The following is a 15,916-nucleotide window of genomic DNA, read 5'->3' on the forward strand; positions in this document are numbered from 1 at the left end:
GTTCCGGCCCCCGTGCGGTGGATCACACCTTTTATCCCACCCTAGACGCGGCTTCCGCGACGGTTGATGTGCAATAACACAGAACGGCGGACCCCAAATCAGATGTTTTCACAGGAGGGGACACCAGTGCGAATCATCCGCTGCCCGTCAGACAACTTGGTAATACCCTCGAAACCTGAGTACCGGGTGCCAAAACCTGAGTACTGGGGTGCCCCAATTACTCTGGTGCCCGAACCGGATCGGGGCTATATTGACATCCAACGGTTGGGTACCGTGCTGGTCGTGACGAAGCGGCCAGGATTTCGGCCCGCGCAGTCACGGCAGTAACTGGACGTGGCTCTCGGCGATACACACAGGAAGTACAGGGCAATTTCGGTCTCCTTCAGCGATGGATGGGGACCGCATGTCGTTAATAGGGCGAAGCAAGGAGCTGGACCGGATCCTCTCGGTGATCCGGGGCCCAAAGGAATCCGCCCTGACCGTGATTGGACGGCGCGGAGTGGGTAAATCTGCGCTTCTGTCCGAGATCCCGCGGCTTTCCGACTACCGGACCGTTTTCCTCCGGGCGAGTGCCTCCGAATCAGACTGGCCACTCTCCGGCCTCACCGCATTGCTAAACGGAATCGATGATCCTGTCCTCAACCGATTTGCCGACGAACTGCTGCGGGATTCCACCGGCGCCCTGGATGTGCCCACGGTCTCCACGATGCTCCTGAATGGGCTCCATCAGCGATCGTCGTCACGCACTGTTCTAGTCATCGACGATGCCGACCAGCTGGATCCCAGCAGCCAGGCTGTCATCGGATTCCTCGCCCGCCGCCTGGCCGGGACGGACGTGGCACTGATCACGAGTGTCCGTGAAGATTTGCCGGAGAGCCCATTCGGCGGCCTTCCGGCCATGTATCTGAAGGCGCTGAATTACAACGACACTGTCCGGATGCTGGAGTCGATTCCGGCGCGGCATACCGCGACAGCGGCGGTCCACGCGGTAGCCGCCACAACCCAGGGCAACCCGCTTGCTGCCGTCGAGCTTTACACCTGCCTACTGGAACGCCAGGCCGAGGGGAAATATGCCCTCCCCATTCCGTTGCCCTGCAAGGGGAGCTTCGAGTCCGAATTCGCCGCAACGGTGGGCGGAATCACCCCGGCAGCACGGCAGGTCCTTGACCTGATGTCGCTGTCCTGCCGGAGCGACATCGCCACCCTCGAAAGGGTCTGTGGCGAGTTGTGGACGGGGGTGGACGAGCTGCTGGCCAACGGAATGGTGAGCAGGTCCGGACCCCATCTGCGGATCCAGGACCAGCTTCTGCGGGGCTTCGTGTTTGCCGCCATGACGCCGGCCATCCGGACCACCAACCACCGTGCCCTGGCGGAAGCCGCCGGGGAGACGGACCCATACGCAAAGCGGTGGCATCTTAGCTTTACGGCCATGGAACGCCAGACGCCGTTTGGCCTCCTGCGCTTCGCCGTTGACCTGATCCGCAGCGGGGAAGTGTCCTTCGCTGTGGAATACATCGAACGGGCCCTCACCATCAATCCCTGGGAAGCAGAGACTGCGGCACGGCTCACCACCGTGGCTGAACTGCTGTTCAACAGGGGAGAGTTCGTTTACGCCAGGCGGTACCTGGAATGGGCGCAGCGCGTGACGCGCAATCCAGCCCTCATCCTGCGTCTGACCGGCCTTGATTTTGAGATCCAGTTCATCCAGGGCGCCGCTGTGCGGTCAAGCATGGTGCTTCGCCTGGTGAAGGAATTCGGCCAGCATGATCCTGCTTATGCGGCCACCCTGCTCGCCGTCGGGTCGCTGTACTACGCGGAACGGTGGGAGCTGGAAGACGCGGCCCGCCTGCTCCGCCACGCCGGGCAGTTCCGGGACGCTGCATCCAAGGACTGCCTCGCAGTGACGGACCGCGCCGAACTCCTGATCGAGGCGATCAGCGGCAACAGCGAGCATTTGGGCCGCAAGCATGACGCCGGCGGTACCGTGGCCACCCTGTTGGTGCAGGGTCGCGCCCTGAGCTACGCAGAGCACCACGAACTTGCCCAGGAGGCCTTCGCGATGGTGCGGAACTCCGTTGAGGCGAACAATGTCAACTGGCGGGAAACCGCAGACTACCTGGCCGTGGACAACGAGATCCGGGCGGGGAATGTGCGGACGGCCGTCCGGCTCATCGAGGACCTCGAACTGACCGAGCCGGAATCCAAGTACCATCGCGGGATGCGGCACATCTTCCGGGTATGGCGTGCCCACTCGCTGGGCGACGAGGCGCTGGCTCGGTTTTACGTAGCGGATGCACAACATTTCTCCGGCGCGGAAAGCCACCCGGCCATCACTGCCCAGCTGGCCGCCTGCCAGGGCCACTTCGCACTGATGCGCGGCAACCTGGCCGAGTCATTCGCACAGTTGTCGCGCGCCGCGGAGATCGGCATGGCCTTCGGCAACCCGACGCTGCTTCGCTGCGAAGCGGACCTGGTGGAAGTGCTCGTCCGGCTGGGACGGCACCGCGAAGCCACCCAGGTCCTCTACCGCCTGGAAAGCCGCTCCGTGGGCCTCAGATCCCCGTGGCTGCTCACCGCCGTGGCACGCAGCCGTGCCATGCTTGCCGACGGTGAACACTCGCTCCAGCTGTTCAGCCACGCACTCGAGAGCAGGAGTGCCCACGACCCCCTGTTGGAACGCGCCCGGACGCTGCTGTGCTACGCGGAGCGGCTGGGTGCGTTCGGCCGGCTGCGGGATGCCAGAGACGGTCTGCTGCGTGCCAAGGTGATGTTTGACGAGGTCGGCGCCGATGCGTGGACCCAGCACGTGGATTCGCTGCTGCTGGACGAGCGCGTTGAACCCGCCCGGGCACCAGGCAACCCTGCCATGCTCATGCTGGCCGATCACGAGCGCGCCCTCGCGCAGATGGTGGCCCGGGGCATGCGCAACAAGGAAATCGCAGCCACGCTGTACGTCTCCGTGCGGACGGTGGAAGTGCGCCTGACCGCGATCTACCGCAAGCTGGGTGTGGAGTCCCGCGCACAGCTGACCGCCCTCGCCGCCGGTAAGGATTCCGCTGCCCGGGAACCCTACGTCCTGCCTGTCTTTTAGGGACAAAACACTGCAATTGCAGGTACCCGCAGTATCCACACTGTTCCCTTCCCTGTACCACAAAGCGCCCGCTGTTCCCCGTAATAACCGCCGTTTCCGGGCTAATTTTGCTTCACAAGCAGGACCCAAAACGGACTTTGCGGGAAGCGATCATCATGGCGGAAATTCCAGTAGCCCCCTTCCGGAGTGGGGCCTTTGACTGGCCGGCTGAACCCCTGGCCGCGCAAAGGACCGCAACCTCGCCACTGCGTTCACCGGAGGCCTCAGCGAAACGGACTCTGCTGCCACCGGATGCCGTCCCGGCGAAGCCCGGGCGCAAGGCGACGGCAGCGTGGATCTCCACGCATATCAATCTTCTGCGCGTCACTGATGCAGTGATGGTCTCCGGCGCCGTGTTCGCCGGGTTGCTGATCTCCGGCGTCGGATTCACCCCACGGATTGAGAGCGAGGCAGGCGGAGTCCTCATTGCCGCCACGGTCACGCTGCTCTGGCTCATGGCACTGGAAATTTATCGGACCCGTGACTCCAAAGTCCTGGGTGTCGGCGCGGACGAGTACAAGCGCGTCGCCTCCGCAACCCTGCGGATCTTTGGGCTGATGGCCATCGCCGCCGTGGTGTTTTCGGTCCATGGCGGGGCCGCGTTCGTTACCGTTTCCCTGCCGCTGGGGCTGGTGGCCCTGACCGGCAACCGCTGGGTGTTCCGGCGCCGGCTCACCAGGGAAAAGGCCCGCGGACACCACCTCTCCAGGGCCATCGTGGTGGGGGAACCTGAGGAAGTTCGCTATGTGGTCCAACAGATAGCCAGGAAATCCGGTCCTGTGTACAAGATCCTGGGAGTCTGCCTCCCCGGTGCCCGGCGCGGGGCCAGCCTGCGCGTGGATGGCCAGCAGATCCCAGTTCTTTCCTCCACCGACGACATCGCCCGGACCGCGCGGCTGTCTGACGCTGACGCGGTCATCGTTGCGGGTCCGCTGCCCGGCGGAAACAGGTTTATCCGCGAACTCGGCTGGAAGCTGGAGGAATGCGCGGCGGAGATGGTCCTTGCTGCCACCCTCACCAACGTTGCGGGTCCCCGCATCCACTGGCGCCCGGTGGAAGGACTCCCCCTCATGCACGTGGACATTCCCCAGTACTCGGGGGCGAAACATGCGCTGAAGCGGGTCATGGATGTGGCGGTGGCGCTGGCTGCCCTCCTCGCGCTGTCGCCGCTGCTCCTGGTGCTTTCCGTGATTGTGCGGCTGGACAGTCCAGGTCCGGTATTTTTCCGGCAGGACAGGGTCGGCAAGGACGGCACCAGGTTCGGGATGTTCAAGTTCCGGTCCATGGTGGTGGACGCCGAGGCCCGCCTGGCGGCACTCACTCAGCAGAACGAAGGTGCCGGGGTGCTGTTCAAGCTGCGCGACGATCCGCGGGTCACGCGGTGCGGGCGCTGGATGCGGAAGTACTCGCTCGATGAACTGCCGCAGCTCTGGAACGTGGTGCTCGGCAACATGAGCATGGTGGGGCCCCGCCCGCCGCTGGACCGGGAAGTCAACGGATACGAACGCCACACCCACCGCCGATTGCTCATCAAGCCGGGCATCACCGGCCTCTGGCAAATCAACGGCCGCTCGGACCTTTCCTGGGACGAGGCAGTGCGGCTGGACCTCTATTACGTCGAGAACTGGTCCATCGCCGGGGACCTGCTGATCCTGTGGCGGACGTTCCGCGCAGTGTTCCGCCCTTCCGGCGCCTACTAGACCGGGCGAGAGGAAAGAAAGACATGAAAAGCTTCATTGATCCGTTTCACACACCGGCCCATCGGCAGCCCGCCCGAAAACTGACAATCGCCGTCGTCGGTGCCGGATACTGGGGCCCGAACCTGGCCCGCAACCTTCAGGCGAGTCCGGTCTGGGACCTGGTTGCCATCTGCGATGTGAACGCCGAACGTGCGCGCGCACTGGGTACCCCGTTCACCGACGTTGCCATCGTCGAATCCCTTGATGAACTGCTCGACACTTTTGAGGTGGATGCGGTTGCCATCGCGACCCCGGCCCGCGCCCATTACGGGACGGTCATGACGGCCCTCCGGGCAGGAAAGCACGTTCTCGTTGAGGAGCCGATGGCCGACAGCCTTGAGCACGGACTTGAGATGGTGGCGCAGGCGCAGGCCAACGGGCTGGTGCTGATGGTTGACCACACCCATTGCTACTCGCCGGCGGTGCTGAAGATGCAGGAACTGGTGCAGGCCGGCTCGCTGGGTGACATTCTTTTTCTGGACTCCACCCGGATAAACCTGAGTCTGGAGCAACCCGAAGTTGACGTATTTTGGGACCTCGCCCCGCACGACCTCGCGATTCTGGATTTCGTGCTTCCCCAGGGCCTGAATCCGATCGAGGTCTCCGCATTTGGGGGTGACCCGCTTGGTACCGGGCGGAACTGTGTTGGCCACTTGAACTTCAGGCTCCGAAACGATGGCGCGGCCCACTTGCACGTGAACCTGTTGAGCCCCACCAAAATACGGCAGATGATCATCGGCGGCTCGCTCAGGACATTGGTCTGGGACGACCTGAACCCGAAGCAGCGGCTCAGCGTTTTTGACAGGAGCGTCTCGCTGGACCGGTCACCAAAGTCGGCCAGCGAAAAGAGGACATCCGCCACCGCATTCAGAATGGGCGACATCTGGTCTCCCGCCCTGCCGGAGCGCGAGCCCCTGGGCCAGGTCATTGAGGAGCTGGAATTCTGCATCCGCAACAAGCGTGAGTCACGCACCGGCTGGGATTCGGCATTGCGCATTCTCGCGGTGTTGGAAGCGGCCACGCGGAGCCTCAGCCGTGATGGCCAGACATCGCTTGTCGCCAACACCGAACTCGCAGACTCAGCCCTTGCGGGGGCCGAGATCCGGCACGGGCGTGCACTTTGAGCGGCCGACCGGACATTTGTGCAAACAACAAGGACGAGACCGCCGAGAGAAGGAAGTTGGTGTCCCATGACTGCTGAAACAGTCCTCGCCGGGATTAGCGTGATGAAGCCGTGGCTCGGTGATGAAGAAGTACGTGCACTGGCAGACGTTGTGGCCTCCGGCTCGATAGCCCAAGGGCCGAAGGTCAAGGAGTTCGAGGGCAACTTCAGCTCCTCGCAGGGTGTCCGCTACGCCGTCGCGACCTCGAACTGCACGTCGGCACTGCACCTGGCCCTGATAGTGGCGGGCATCGGGCCCGGTGACGATGTGGTGGTGCCGTCGCTGTCATTTGTTTCCACGGCGAATGCGGTGACTTATGTAGGTGCACGTCCGGTGTTCTGTGACGTCGACCCTGCCACAGGCAACGTGACTGCCGAGACCATCCATGCGGCGCTCACCCTGGACACCCGTGCCGTGATCGTGGTGGACCAAGGCGGTGTTCCGGTGGATCTGGACCCGATCCGCGAATTGTGTGACCGGCATGAGATCACCGTCATCGAGAACGCCGCCTGCGCAATAGGCTCCACATATAAGGGCAGCCCCGTGGGCACCGGTGCTGACGTGACTGTGTGGTCCTTCGACGAGCAGAACATCATGACAACCGGCGAGGGCGGCATGCTCACGACCCGCCGCGCTGACTGGGCTGCCCGGGCGCGAACGCTCCGCGACAACGCGAGGAGCGTTTCGGGCATGGACCGTCGTGAATCGCTGACGGAACTGCCCGAGGTCTACCTTGAGATCGGCTACAACTACCGGATGAGTGACCTTCAGGCCGCCGTCGGAATCGTCCAGCTGGCCCGACTCGCCCAGGTTGTGGAGCGGCGGCGGGTACTCGCCGGCCGGTACGTTGCCGGCCTGGCCGGCCTGAGGGGTTTACGTTTCGTGGCGGATCCGCCGTATGGCACCACCAACTTCCAGTCCTTCTGGGTTGAGGTCCTGCCGGGGTTTCCTGTCAGCCGTGAGGAGTTGCTGGGCCGGCTGGCAGACTCCGGCATCTCCGCCAGGCGGGCGCTCATGGCGGCGCACCGCCAGCAGGCATACCGTTGGCGCGACACCGGCAACGCAAGGCTGCAGCACACCGAGCGCCTGACCGACCGGACACTCATCCTGCCCGTCTTCCACGAGTTGGACACTGTCAGCATGAACCGTGTCATGAACACCATCCATGCCGCCGCCAACGGGGTGGGCAGGTGAGCGAGCTAATTCTCATCGCTGCGAGCGGGCTGGCCCGCGAGGTCTTGGCGATGGTCCGCAGCAGCGGCCAGTACGACGTCGTCGGGCTGCTCGATGACGACAAGGAGATGGCTGGTGTCACCGTGGACGGGGCGCCTGTCCTGGGGACAATCGACGACGCACCCAAGTACACCCACGCCTTTGTGCTGGTGTGTCTGGGCTCCGGAAAGGCGCGGGAGGCAGTGGTGGAGCGGCTCACGGCGATGGGATTGCACGAGACGCGGTACGCCACCGCGATCGACCCTTCTGTCCAGTGCCCGGAGGGATGCCGGATCGGCCGGGGCAGTATCCTGCTCCGCAACGTGACCCTGACGGCGTCGGTGACGCTGGGTTCGCACGTTGTGGCCATGCCATCGGTAACGTTCACGCATGACGACGACGTGGCGGATTTCGCCACGTTCGCTGCGGGAGTGTCGTTGGGCGGCGGGGTCCGGGTTGGCCGGGCCGCTTACCTAGGTATGAATTCCAGCGTCCGGGAACGGACGTCGGTGGGTGCCTACGCCACGGTTGGGATGGGTGCCGCAGTGCTTAGCAACGTGCCCGACGGTGAGACCTGGGTAGGCGTTCCGGCCCATGAAATCGACCGCGAAATTTTCTGCTTTGGGAGCGGACGATGAGTGCCGGTGATTGAAGCCCGGATCCCATACCGGCACACCTGCCGGCCTAGGCAGCCGTCCGGAAAAACAGCTCCGTGACCGCGGCCAGCCGCTGCGGGTCCTCCACACCGCAGAGCTCTCGCGCGGAGTGCATCGAAAGCAGCGGAACTCCGACGTCGACAGTCCGGATCCCCAGCCGGGTGGCGGTCAGCGGGCCGATGGTTGACCCGCACGGCATCACATTGTTGGACACGAATTCCTGGTAAGGCACCTTCGCCTCCCCACAGAGCCGGGCCCAGAATGCCGCACCGTTGGCGTCGGTGGCGTACCGCTGGTTGGCATTGATCTTCAGCAGCGGACCGCCGTTGAGCACCGGGTGGTTGGCGGGATCGTGCCGCTCGGCGTAGTTGGGGTGGACTGCATGGCCCGCATCCGCGGATACACAGAACGACGCCGCCAGCGCCTGACGCCGCTGGCTCACTGTTGCGCCGAGGCCGTCGGAGATCCGCACCAGGACGTCCTCCAGGATCGGTCCGCAGGCACCGGAACGGGAGTTGGAGCCGATTTCCTCGTGGTCGAACGCCGCCAGGACGGCGATGGGGGAGCCGGCACCGGCAGCCCCGCCGGAAGAAGAACCATGCGCAATCAGCGCCGCCAGCCCCGCGTGCGTCGCCGAAAGGTTGTCCAGCCGCCCGGAGGCGAAGAACTCCCCCTTGCCCCCGAAAACCGCAGGTGGCTGTGTGTCCGCAATAACGACGTCGTACCCGCCAATCCCGGCAGGATCAACCGAGGCGCCTCCAGGCACATGCGAGGCCAAAACAGCCAGCAGGTCCACGTCAGCCGGGTTGCCCAGCCCCCACACGGGATTCATGTGCCGCTGTTTGTCGAGCGTGAGCCCGTCGTTCACGGCGCGGTCCAGGTGGATGGCCAGCTGCGGGAAGCGCAGCATCGGGCCGGTGGCCGTGAGGTGCTGCGTGCCGTCCAGCATGACCAGCCGGCCGGCCAGCTGCAGCTCCCGGTCCAGCCAGGAATTCAGCAGCGGCCCGCCGTAGACCTCGACGCCGGCCTGCAGCCAGCCGTGGGCACCGGTGGTGGGCTTGGGCTTGAGTTTGAAGGACGGGGAGTCCGTGTGCGCCCCCAGGATGTTGAACCCGGTGGTGGGTCCGGCGCCTTCCGGAACCACCCAGGCAATCAGGGCGCCGTCGCGGACGATGTAGAACGAGCCCGCGCCGCCTTCCCAGGGTTCCAGCTCGTCCAAGCCCGTGAAACCCGCCTCGTCCAGCCGGCGTGCGGCCTCGTGGACGGCGTGAAAGCTCGACGGCGACGCGCTGACGTACGCGCCAAGGTCCCGGATGTGGTCTGCGGCGCTGGAATTCGAAGGCATGGTCTCGAGTCTAACGCCGGGCCCAGACAGGGCCCGGCAGCCTGCCACGGCTTTCTAGACGGTCACATTCAGACCGGCCGTATACCCGGCGGAGGCCGATCCGGCCATGGTGGCCAGCTGGTAGATGCCACCGTCGTCACCGAAGACGTTGTCCGACTTCAGCGTCGTCCGGGGAAAGTTCCGGGCGCTCGTCTCGTAGCCGGCGGTGGCATAAACGTCGTCACAGGCGGCCTGGGTCAGGGCGACCTGGGATACCGCCAGCACCTGCCCCGCCGCCGTCGCGTTGCTCATGGATTCGAACACCTCAAAGTGGATGTGCGGCCAGCGGCCGGAGTAGGCGCCCGGGAAAATGGAAGTGAACGTGACCTGCCCGTTGGAGTCTGCTTCCTGGACGCCGCGGAGATAGTTTTCGTTGGCGAGGCCGGAGTCGTACATGGAGTATTTTCCGTCCCGGTCGCAGTGCCAGGCGTAGACGGCCGCTCCGGCCAGGGGAACACAGCCGTTTGAGTTGTCGAGCAGCGTCAGCGTGAGGGTCAGCGGCACGCCTTCGGCCTTGGCGGACCCTGTCCCGAAGCTGGAGGTAATGTCCTGCCGGACCACGCCGGAGGTTTCCAGGACGTTGGGCCCGTTGGAGCCGTCCCCGGGGTACGGCCCGGCGGTTTCCTGCGGGATTTCCGCCGTGCATTCGGCGATCGCCCGGGTCAGGGTGGGCGTCGCGGATGGTGAGGCGGCGGCCGTCGCGGTCGCGGTGGACGTTGCCGTGGCGGTAGCGGTCGACGCCGGTGTGCTGGCTGTGGAGGTCGACCCGCCGGGCGTGCAGGCAGCCAGCGCCACAGCCGCACCGCCTGCACCGAAGAACATGCCCAGCGAGCGGCGGCTCATCAGAGTGGACAGGTCGAATTCGAGGCCACGGTCGTGGTTGGGGTGGGGCTGGTGATTGGTCATGCGTCCATACAACCGTCCGCGCCTATGTCATGCATAGAGCATTCCTGTGAGCATGCTGTGTGCCGAAAGGAAGCTGTCCGGGACTCAGTAATCCGGGTTGCTCGGCACTACCAGGCCGGTCTCGTAGGCGTACACCACGGCCTGGACGCGGTCGCGCAGGTGCAGCTTGGTGAGGATGCGCCGGACGTGGGTCTTCACGGTGGCTTCGGACAGGAAGTACCGGTGCGCGATTTCGGCGTTGGACAGGCCCTCGGCCATGGCCTCCAGCATCTCGGTTTCGCGGGGCGTCAGGTCCTCCAGCAACGGATCACGCGGTGCTGCGGCAGGGGCAGGCCGGGCAGCGCCGCGGACGTAGGTCTCCAGCAGCCGCTGCGTTACCCGCGGGGCCACCACCGCGTCCCCGCTGGCCACAACGTGCACAGCGTGAATCAGTTCCGAGGGCGCAACGTCTTTCAGTAGGAACGCGGACGCACCTGCCTGGAGACCCGCAAACGCATATTCGTCCACGTCAAAGGTGGTGAGGATGATGATCCGGGCACAGGATCCGGTTGCGGTGATGGCGCGGGTGGCCTCGATGCCGTCAAGCACGGGCATCCTGACATCCATCAGCACCACATCGGGGTTGAGCTCGCGGACCTGCCTGACGGCCTCCGCCCCGTCGGAGGCTTCCCCCACGATGTGGAGGTCGTCCTCGCCCTCAAGGATGAGGCGGAAGCCCATCCGCAGCAGCGGCTGGTCATCCACCAGCAGGACGGTAATCGGTTGGTTCTCGGTCACTTTTTGCCTTGCAGTTGGTGTGGACGGTTGGCCGGAGCCGCGGGTTCGTCATCCGGCCAGCTGAGGACGGCACGCACCCGCCAGCCCCGGCCGCTCCGCCCGGCTTCCACGGTGCCGGAGTAGATCCGGGCCCGCTCCGCCATTCCTGCCAGCCCCTGGCCTGACCCGGGAAGTCCCGGGCCGGAGCCGGAACCCGGCCCGCCGCCGCCGTCGAACGTTCCAGGACCTGTAACCCCGGTGCCGTCGTCGAGCACTTCAATGGTGACCGTTGAGCCGGCGCGGACGATGCCCACATCCACGCGGCCCAGCGACCTCCCGTAGCGCAGGACGTTCGTGAGCGACTCCTGCACGATCCGGTAGACGGTCAGCTGGAACGCGGCGTCGTCGGGCAGCGCAGGGCCGGTGTGGGAGTAGTGCAGCGGCAGGCCCGCGGTGCGGAATCCTTCGAGGAGTTTGCCAAGGCTGTCACCGGACGCGAGGGGTTGCCGCGGCGCCGTGCTGCCTGCGTCGTCCCGCAGCACGCCAAGTACGCGCCGCATGTCCGCCAGGGCGGTCCGGCCCGTCCGGGACAGTTCACCCAGCACCTCACCGGCGCGGTCGGGGCTTTTCCGGACCACGACGGCGGCGCCGTCCGACAGGCTGATCATCACCGTCAGCGAGTGCGCCACGACGTCGTGCATTTCCCGGGCGATCCGGTTCCGTTCGTTGACGGAGGCGAGGCTGGCCGTCCTGGCCGCCCAGGCGGCGATTTCCTGCTCATGTTCGCGCCGTTGCCGGACGGAGATGCCGATTCCCGTGGCGATGACGTTGGACAGGGCAATGGTTGCCCCGGTGGCGATGCTGGTCAGGAGGTGGAAATCACCGGGGTTGGACCCGGTGTCGTGCACGAAGGAGTTCTCCATCGGACCCACGGCGGCCAGCAGGTACAGGAGCGCCAGCGGAGCCGTGGCCACAGCCATGGTCACCAGCGCGAACCGGCGCGTGTGAACCACGGCCACCGCGTACAGCGAAAACCACAGGCCGGCCGAGACGTTGGACCCCCACGGGTGGAGCAGCGTGACCGCCACTTCGACCACCGCGATGAAGGCCACCAGCGCCACCGGGTACGGGCGCCGGAAAAAGAGGGCTCCTGCCACGGCGAAGAGAAGCGCCGCCGCGAGCCACGAGCCAGACATGACGGCGTCCGCCACGGTGGGAGCCACCAGCGCGGCGTAGCTCAGGACCACCACGCCGTCCATCACCCGGGGGTGGTGGTACAGGTAGCGGCGGAGCAGGCCCCGGCGCTTGGCCGTGATTTCGGCAAAGGACGCGTCGGCCTGCCCGGCCGGCGCGTCCCTAGATGTTGCCGCTTCGTTCATGGTCTGAGCCTAGCTCCAGCCTAGACGTCGCGTTTCTTCAGGACGATCATGGCCGGGATCAGGAACAGGAGAACGTAGCCCAGGAAGATCAGGCCGCCGTGCCAGGGGTCGATGATGCCGTCGGTGTGGCCAATGGACAGGAACCGGCCGCCGGCTTCGCTGGGGATGTACTGCGGTACGTACTTCCAGAAGTCACCGGGGATGAAGGTCATGAAGCTCGCCGCGATGGACAGGACGAAGAACATACCCACAAGCACGGTGATTCCGCCGGCGGAGTTGCGGAGCAGCGTGCCGAGTGACAGGCCGATCAGGGCCACGCCGGCAACGTAGAGCCCGCCGGTGAAGATGCTGTACATGACTCCGTCGGTGGACCAGTCGAGGTCAAAGCCCAGTCCCTGGAACACCGGCATGGCGATCAGGAAGGTTGCCGCCGCGGCCACGGTGGTGATGACGTAGGAGATCACGGCGAGAATAATCGCCTTGGCTACAAAGGCCGGGGTCCGGCGCGGAACGGCGTTCATGGTGGAGCGGATCATCCCGGTGGCGTACTCGGAGGAGATGAACAGGACAGCCAGGGAGCCCAGTACCAGGATGCCGATCTGCAGGCCGGCGTTGGGGAGGTTGTAGAGCTCAAAGCCTGAACCGGGCGGAAATGACTGCTCCAGCATTTCCGGGGTCATGGTCTGGCCCTGCTCCTTGGCAGTGTTGACCATCTGTTCCAGGAAGCTGTAGCGGATCAGGACGGCGAGGGCGCCGACGCCGACAATGGCTACGAGCGTCAGCAGAAGCAGGATCCGGGTGGACATCAGGGACCAGAGCTTGATCCACTCGGAGCGCAGGACACCGACGAAGGTCACGCCGCGGGTTCCGGCAGTTGAGCGGGCGCGCGGCGGGAGCGGGGAAGTTTGGGTCTCAGTCATGGTGGTCATCGTCCTTACTTTCCTGCCGCAGCCGGAGCCCCAGCCGGGGCAAACGCGCCGGCAGGTCCGCCGGTCAGGTGTGAGTGGTATTCCACTTCGTCCTTGGTGAGGTCAAAGTAGGCGTCTTCCAGGGAGGACAGCTGCGGGGTCAGTTCATAGACCAGCACGCTGTTATCCAGCGCTACCTGGGCGATCTGCCGCGAGTCCATGCCGGTCACTTCGAGGGTTTCCGGCTCGTTCTGGTCCACTGTCACGCCGTTGCCGGCAAGCAGGCCGGACAGCTGAGTGGCGGCCGAGGTGCGGACGAGGGTACGGACCTGGCGGGTGCCGGCGATGACCTCCTGCATGGTGGCATCGGCGATGATCCTTCCGCGGCCGATCACGATCAGGTGGTCAGCTGTCTGGGCCATTTCGCTCATGAGGTGCGAGGACAGGAAGACGGTCTTGCCCTGGTTGGAGAGGTAGCGGACCAGGTTCCGGACCCAGAGCACGCCCTCGGGATCGAGGCCGTTGACGGGCTCGTCCAGGATCAGGGTCTGCGGGTCACCCAGGAGGGCGGCCGCGATTCCCAGGCGCTGGCCCATGCCCAGTGAAAATCCGCCGGCCTTCTTTTTGGCCACCGCGTCCAGGCCGGTCATTTCGATGACTTCGTGCACCCGCGCGGTGGGAATGTTGTGCGTTGCGGCCATGGCCCGCAGGTGGTTGTAGGCACTGCGGCTGGTGTGGACCGCCTTGGCGTCCAGCAGCGCTCCCACCTCGTGCAGGGGTGCCTTGTGTGCGGCGTAGGGGAGTCCGTTGACGGTCACCGTGCCCGACGTCGGCCGGTCCAGGCCCATAATCATGCGCATCGTGGTGGATTTGCCGGCACCGTTGGGGCCAAGGAAGCCCGTGACCTGCCCGGCACGGACGGTAAAGCTGACACCGTCGACGGCGGTCTTGCTGCCGTAGACCTTGGTCAGGCCTTTTGCCTCAATCATGGAATGTTCCTTCGAACAGCAGCCGGGGGCTGCGGGATGCGGGGAATGTGGTGTGCACCCTCCACGCTACCGACGGGGAACCCGGATTTCGCCGGTCTCAGGGATGATTCAGGGTTGAATCAGGGTAGTCCGCACGGATGATTGGGCTCCGACGCCGGGCGTCAGGACTGCGGCGAGTAGTACGTCAGGCCATGGCCGGCTACGCGGAATTCCGCCGACCGCACCCCGGCCAGGGCCTCGCCGTCGACGGCCAAAACCATCGGCGAACCGTCCGATTCGAGACGGATACTGGAGGCTTCGGTGAGGTGCGTGATTCGGGACGTGGCCACGGTTCCCGTCAGGACCGACCACAGCAGCCGCAGCCGGGCAAAGGATTCATCGGCCGTGATCATGCGGACGTCGAGGACGCCGTCATCCAGGACGGGCCGCACCAGCGGCGCGTGGTCGCGGGGGTAGTAGCGGCCGCGGCCGACGTAGGCGATCCAGAGCTTGTGCCGCACCCCGTCAACGATCAGGGTGGTCGGTGTTCCTGCCGTAAAGGTCCTGAACATCGCCACAACTCCGGCGAGCGGTTTGCCCAGCGCAGGCTGCAGCATCTCCCGTCGACGGACCAGGTTGGGATAGAGGCCAATGCTCGCGGTGTTCAGCATGATCAGTTCTGCCTTTTCCGGGTTCCCGGCCATGCCCCGCTCGACGGTGACCATGCCTACATCCGCCATGGCTGCCTCGCCGCGGTTGGCGGCGCTCACGGCCTCCTTCAGGCTGCCGGTTCCTGCGTCACGGGCGAAGTGGTTGAGGGTGCCGCCCGGCAGGACCAGCAGGGGAAGGGAATGTTCGACGGCGGCCGCCGCCGCGGTGCCCACGGTCCCGTCCCCGCCCCAGACTCCTAGGGCCACCGTTCCGGGGAAGGTGGCGGTGGCCTGGATTTCGGCAACGAGGTCCTCGCCGGCATCCACCGTATTGATATGCGCTTTGGGGAATACTTCCTGGAGAGCGGCGGCCGTCTCCGCTGTGAACGATCCTCCGAGGGTGTTCACCACAATGCTGAGCCCGGCGCCGCCGGGCAGTTCCGGGGCAGGGGTAGACGTGCGGCTCACATCGGGGAAGGGCGGGCGCACGGGCCACCATTTCCGCGTCACCAGGGCGGCGCCGGCACCGATGGCCGAGCCAAAGAACACGTCCGAGGGCCAATGCGCCCCGGTATGGACGCGCGAATACGCAACGCCAACGGCCACCGGTGCCAGGGCAGCGCCCAGCACCGGATTGACCAGTCCGGCGCCCACTGCAAAGGCTATGGCGGATGCCGAGTGTCCTGATGGCATGGATGAACTTGTGGGTTGCGGATGAACGAAACGGAAGACGGGAAGGTGTTCCGGCAAGGGCCTGGCGCGGGGCAAGAGGGTCTTGAAGCCCATGTTGGTCACGGCAGACGCCACGGCCTGGGCGATCAGTCCATGAAGGGCTGCGCGGCGCGGTTTTCCCGGGAAGGCCGCCATGATGGCCGCAGCGCCGATCCAGAGCTTTCCGTGGTTGGCGGCCGCGGAGAGGCGCCGAAAAAAGGCGTCATGGTTTCCGCCGGGGAACGCCGAAACCCCCCGAACCAGATGCCGGTCGATGCGGCTGATCAACCCCGGGCCCCTGCGCCGCTTCCTCTGCATGACCCCACCCTACCGCCGGGACCAATTCCCCCGCGG

At 65.5% G+C, this 15,916-nt stretch carries 12 protein-coding genes; 5 read left to right on the forward strand and 7 right to left on the reverse strand.

Features of this window, described 5'->3' with window-relative positions:
* Positions 1-403: 403 nt before the first annotated feature.
* The 5 genes from EYS21_RS04445 (at position 404) to EYS21_RS04465 (ending at position 7,882) form a co-directional block, all read left to right on the forward strand.
* A complete protein-coding gene (locus EYS21_RS04445; protein WP_131132003.1) occupies positions 404-3,091 on the forward strand; it encodes a LuxR family transcriptional regulator in 2,688 nt (895 codons plus the stop codon).
* Positions 3,092-3,246: 155 nt separating this feature from the next.
* Positions 3,247-4,830 (forward strand): sugar transferase, encoded by a 1,584-nt coding sequence (locus tag EYS21_RS04450; protein ID WP_131132004.1) that lies wholly within the window; start codon positions 3,247-3,249, stop codon positions 4,828-4,830.
* A gap of 23 nt (positions 4,831-4,853) precedes the next feature.
* Positions 4,854-5,993: a Gfo/Idh/MocA family oxidoreductase gene (locus EYS21_RS04455; protein ID WP_131132005.1), complete on the forward strand. Its 1,140-nt coding sequence runs from the start codon at positions 4,854-4,856 to the stop codon at positions 5,991-5,993.
* A gap of 66 nt (positions 5,994-6,059) precedes the next feature.
* The gene (locus EYS21_RS04460; RefSeq protein WP_131132006.1) at positions 6,060-7,226 is read left to right on the forward strand and encodes a DegT/DnrJ/EryC1/StrS family aminotransferase; all 1,167 of its coding nucleotides are present in this window, start codon (positions 6,060-6,062) and stop codon (positions 7,224-7,226) included.
* Positions 7,223-7,882: an acetyltransferase gene (locus EYS21_RS04465; protein WP_131132007.1), complete on the forward strand. Its 660-nt coding sequence runs from the start codon at positions 7,223-7,225 to the stop codon at positions 7,880-7,882. Before EYS21_RS04460 ends, EYS21_RS04465 begins: the two co-directional genes overlap by 4 nt.
* A 46-nt stretch (positions 7,883-7,928) precedes the next feature.
* Here the strand turns inward: EYS21_RS04465 and EYS21_RS04470 are convergent, their stop codons facing one another.
* The 7 genes from EYS21_RS04470 to EYS21_RS04500 form a co-directional block, all read right to left on the reverse strand.
* A complete protein-coding gene (locus tag EYS21_RS04470) occupies positions 7,929-9,245 on the reverse strand; it encodes a M18 family aminopeptidase (protein WP_131132008.1) in 1,317 nt (438 codons plus the stop codon).
* A gap of 54 nt (positions 9,246-9,299) precedes the next feature.
* Entirely contained in the window at positions 9,300-10,190 is an 891-nt protein-coding gene (locus EYS21_RS04475; protein ID WP_131132009.1) for an intradiol ring-cleavage dioxygenase, read from the reverse strand.
* An 84-nt stretch (positions 10,191-10,274) separates the two neighbouring features.
* Complete coding sequence (locus EYS21_RS04480) at positions 10,275-10,967, reverse strand: response regulator transcription factor (protein WP_131132010.1); 693 nt, start codon at positions 10,965-10,967, stop codon at positions 10,275-10,277.
* The gene (locus tag EYS21_RS04485; protein WP_131132011.1) at positions 10,964-12,325 is read right to left on the reverse strand and encodes a histidine kinase; all 1,362 of its coding nucleotides are present in this window, start codon (positions 12,323-12,325) and stop codon (positions 10,964-10,966) included. The genes EYS21_RS04480 and EYS21_RS04485 overlap by 4 nt, the downstream gene beginning before the upstream one ends.
* A 20-nt stretch (positions 12,326-12,345) precedes the next feature.
* Positions 12,346-13,245 (reverse strand): ABC transporter permease, encoded by a 900-nt coding sequence (locus EYS21_RS04490; RefSeq protein ID WP_242633287.1) that lies wholly within the window; start codon positions 13,243-13,245, stop codon positions 12,346-12,348.
* Between the two features lie 14 nt (positions 13,246-13,259).
* Positions 13,260-14,222 carry an ABC transporter ATP-binding protein gene (locus tag EYS21_RS04495; RefSeq protein WP_131132013.1) on the reverse strand — a complete coding sequence of 321 codons (963 nt, stop codon included), beginning with the start codon at positions 14,220-14,222 and terminating at the stop codon, positions 13,260-13,262.
* Positions 14,223-14,383: 161 nt separating this feature from the next.
* Positions 14,384-15,880 carry a bifunctional phosphatase PAP2/diacylglycerol kinase family protein gene (locus EYS21_RS04500; RefSeq protein WP_131132014.1) on the reverse strand — a complete coding sequence of 499 codons (1,497 nt, stop codon included), beginning with the start codon at positions 15,878-15,880 and terminating at the stop codon, positions 14,384-14,386.
* Positions 15,881-15,916: the final 36 nt, after the last annotated feature.

Origin of the sequence: Arthrobacter sp. S39 (assembly GCF_004320525.1) — a bacterium.
Taxonomy (GTDB): Bacteria; Actinomycetota; Actinomycetes; order Actinomycetales; family Micrococcaceae; genus Arthrobacter.

Coding starts and splice junctions, on each gene's coding strand:
- EYS21_RS04485 (WP_131132011.1), bottom strand. CDS start 12,325: ATGAACGAAGCGGCAACATCTAGGGACGCGCCGGCCGGGCAGGCCGAC.
- EYS21_RS04475 (WP_131132009.1), bottom strand. CDS start 10,190: ATGACCAATCACCAGCCCCACCCCAACCACGACCGTGGCCTCGAATTC.
- EYS21_RS04470 (WP_131132008.1), bottom strand. CDS start 9,245: ATGCCTTCGAATTCCAGCGCCGCAGACCACATCCGGGACCTTGGCGCG.
- EYS21_RS04495 (WP_131132013.1), bottom strand. CDS start 14,222: ATGATTGAGGCAAAAGGCCTGACCAAGGTCTACGGCAGCAAGACCGCC.
- EYS21_RS04460 (WP_131132006.1), top strand. CDS start 6,060: ATGACTGCTGAAACAGTCCTCGCCGGGATTAGCGTGATGAAGCCGTGG.
- EYS21_RS04455 (WP_131132005.1), top strand. CDS start 4,854: ATGAAAAGCTTCATTGATCCGTTTCACACACCGGCCCATCGGCAGCCC.
- EYS21_RS04445 (WP_131132003.1), top strand. CDS start 404: ATGTCGTTAATAGGGCGAAGCAAGGAGCTGGACCGGATCCTCTCGGTG.
- EYS21_RS04500 (WP_131132014.1), bottom strand. CDS start 15,880: ATGCAGAGGAAGCGGCGCAGGGGCCCGGGGTTGATCAGCCGCATCGAC.
- EYS21_RS04490 (WP_242633287.1), bottom strand. CDS start 13,245: ATGACTGAGACCCAAACTTCCCCGCTCCCGCCGCGCGCCCGCTCAACT.
- EYS21_RS04450 (WP_131132004.1), top strand. CDS start 3,247: ATGGCGGAAATTCCAGTAGCCCCCTTCCGGAGTGGGGCCTTTGACTGG.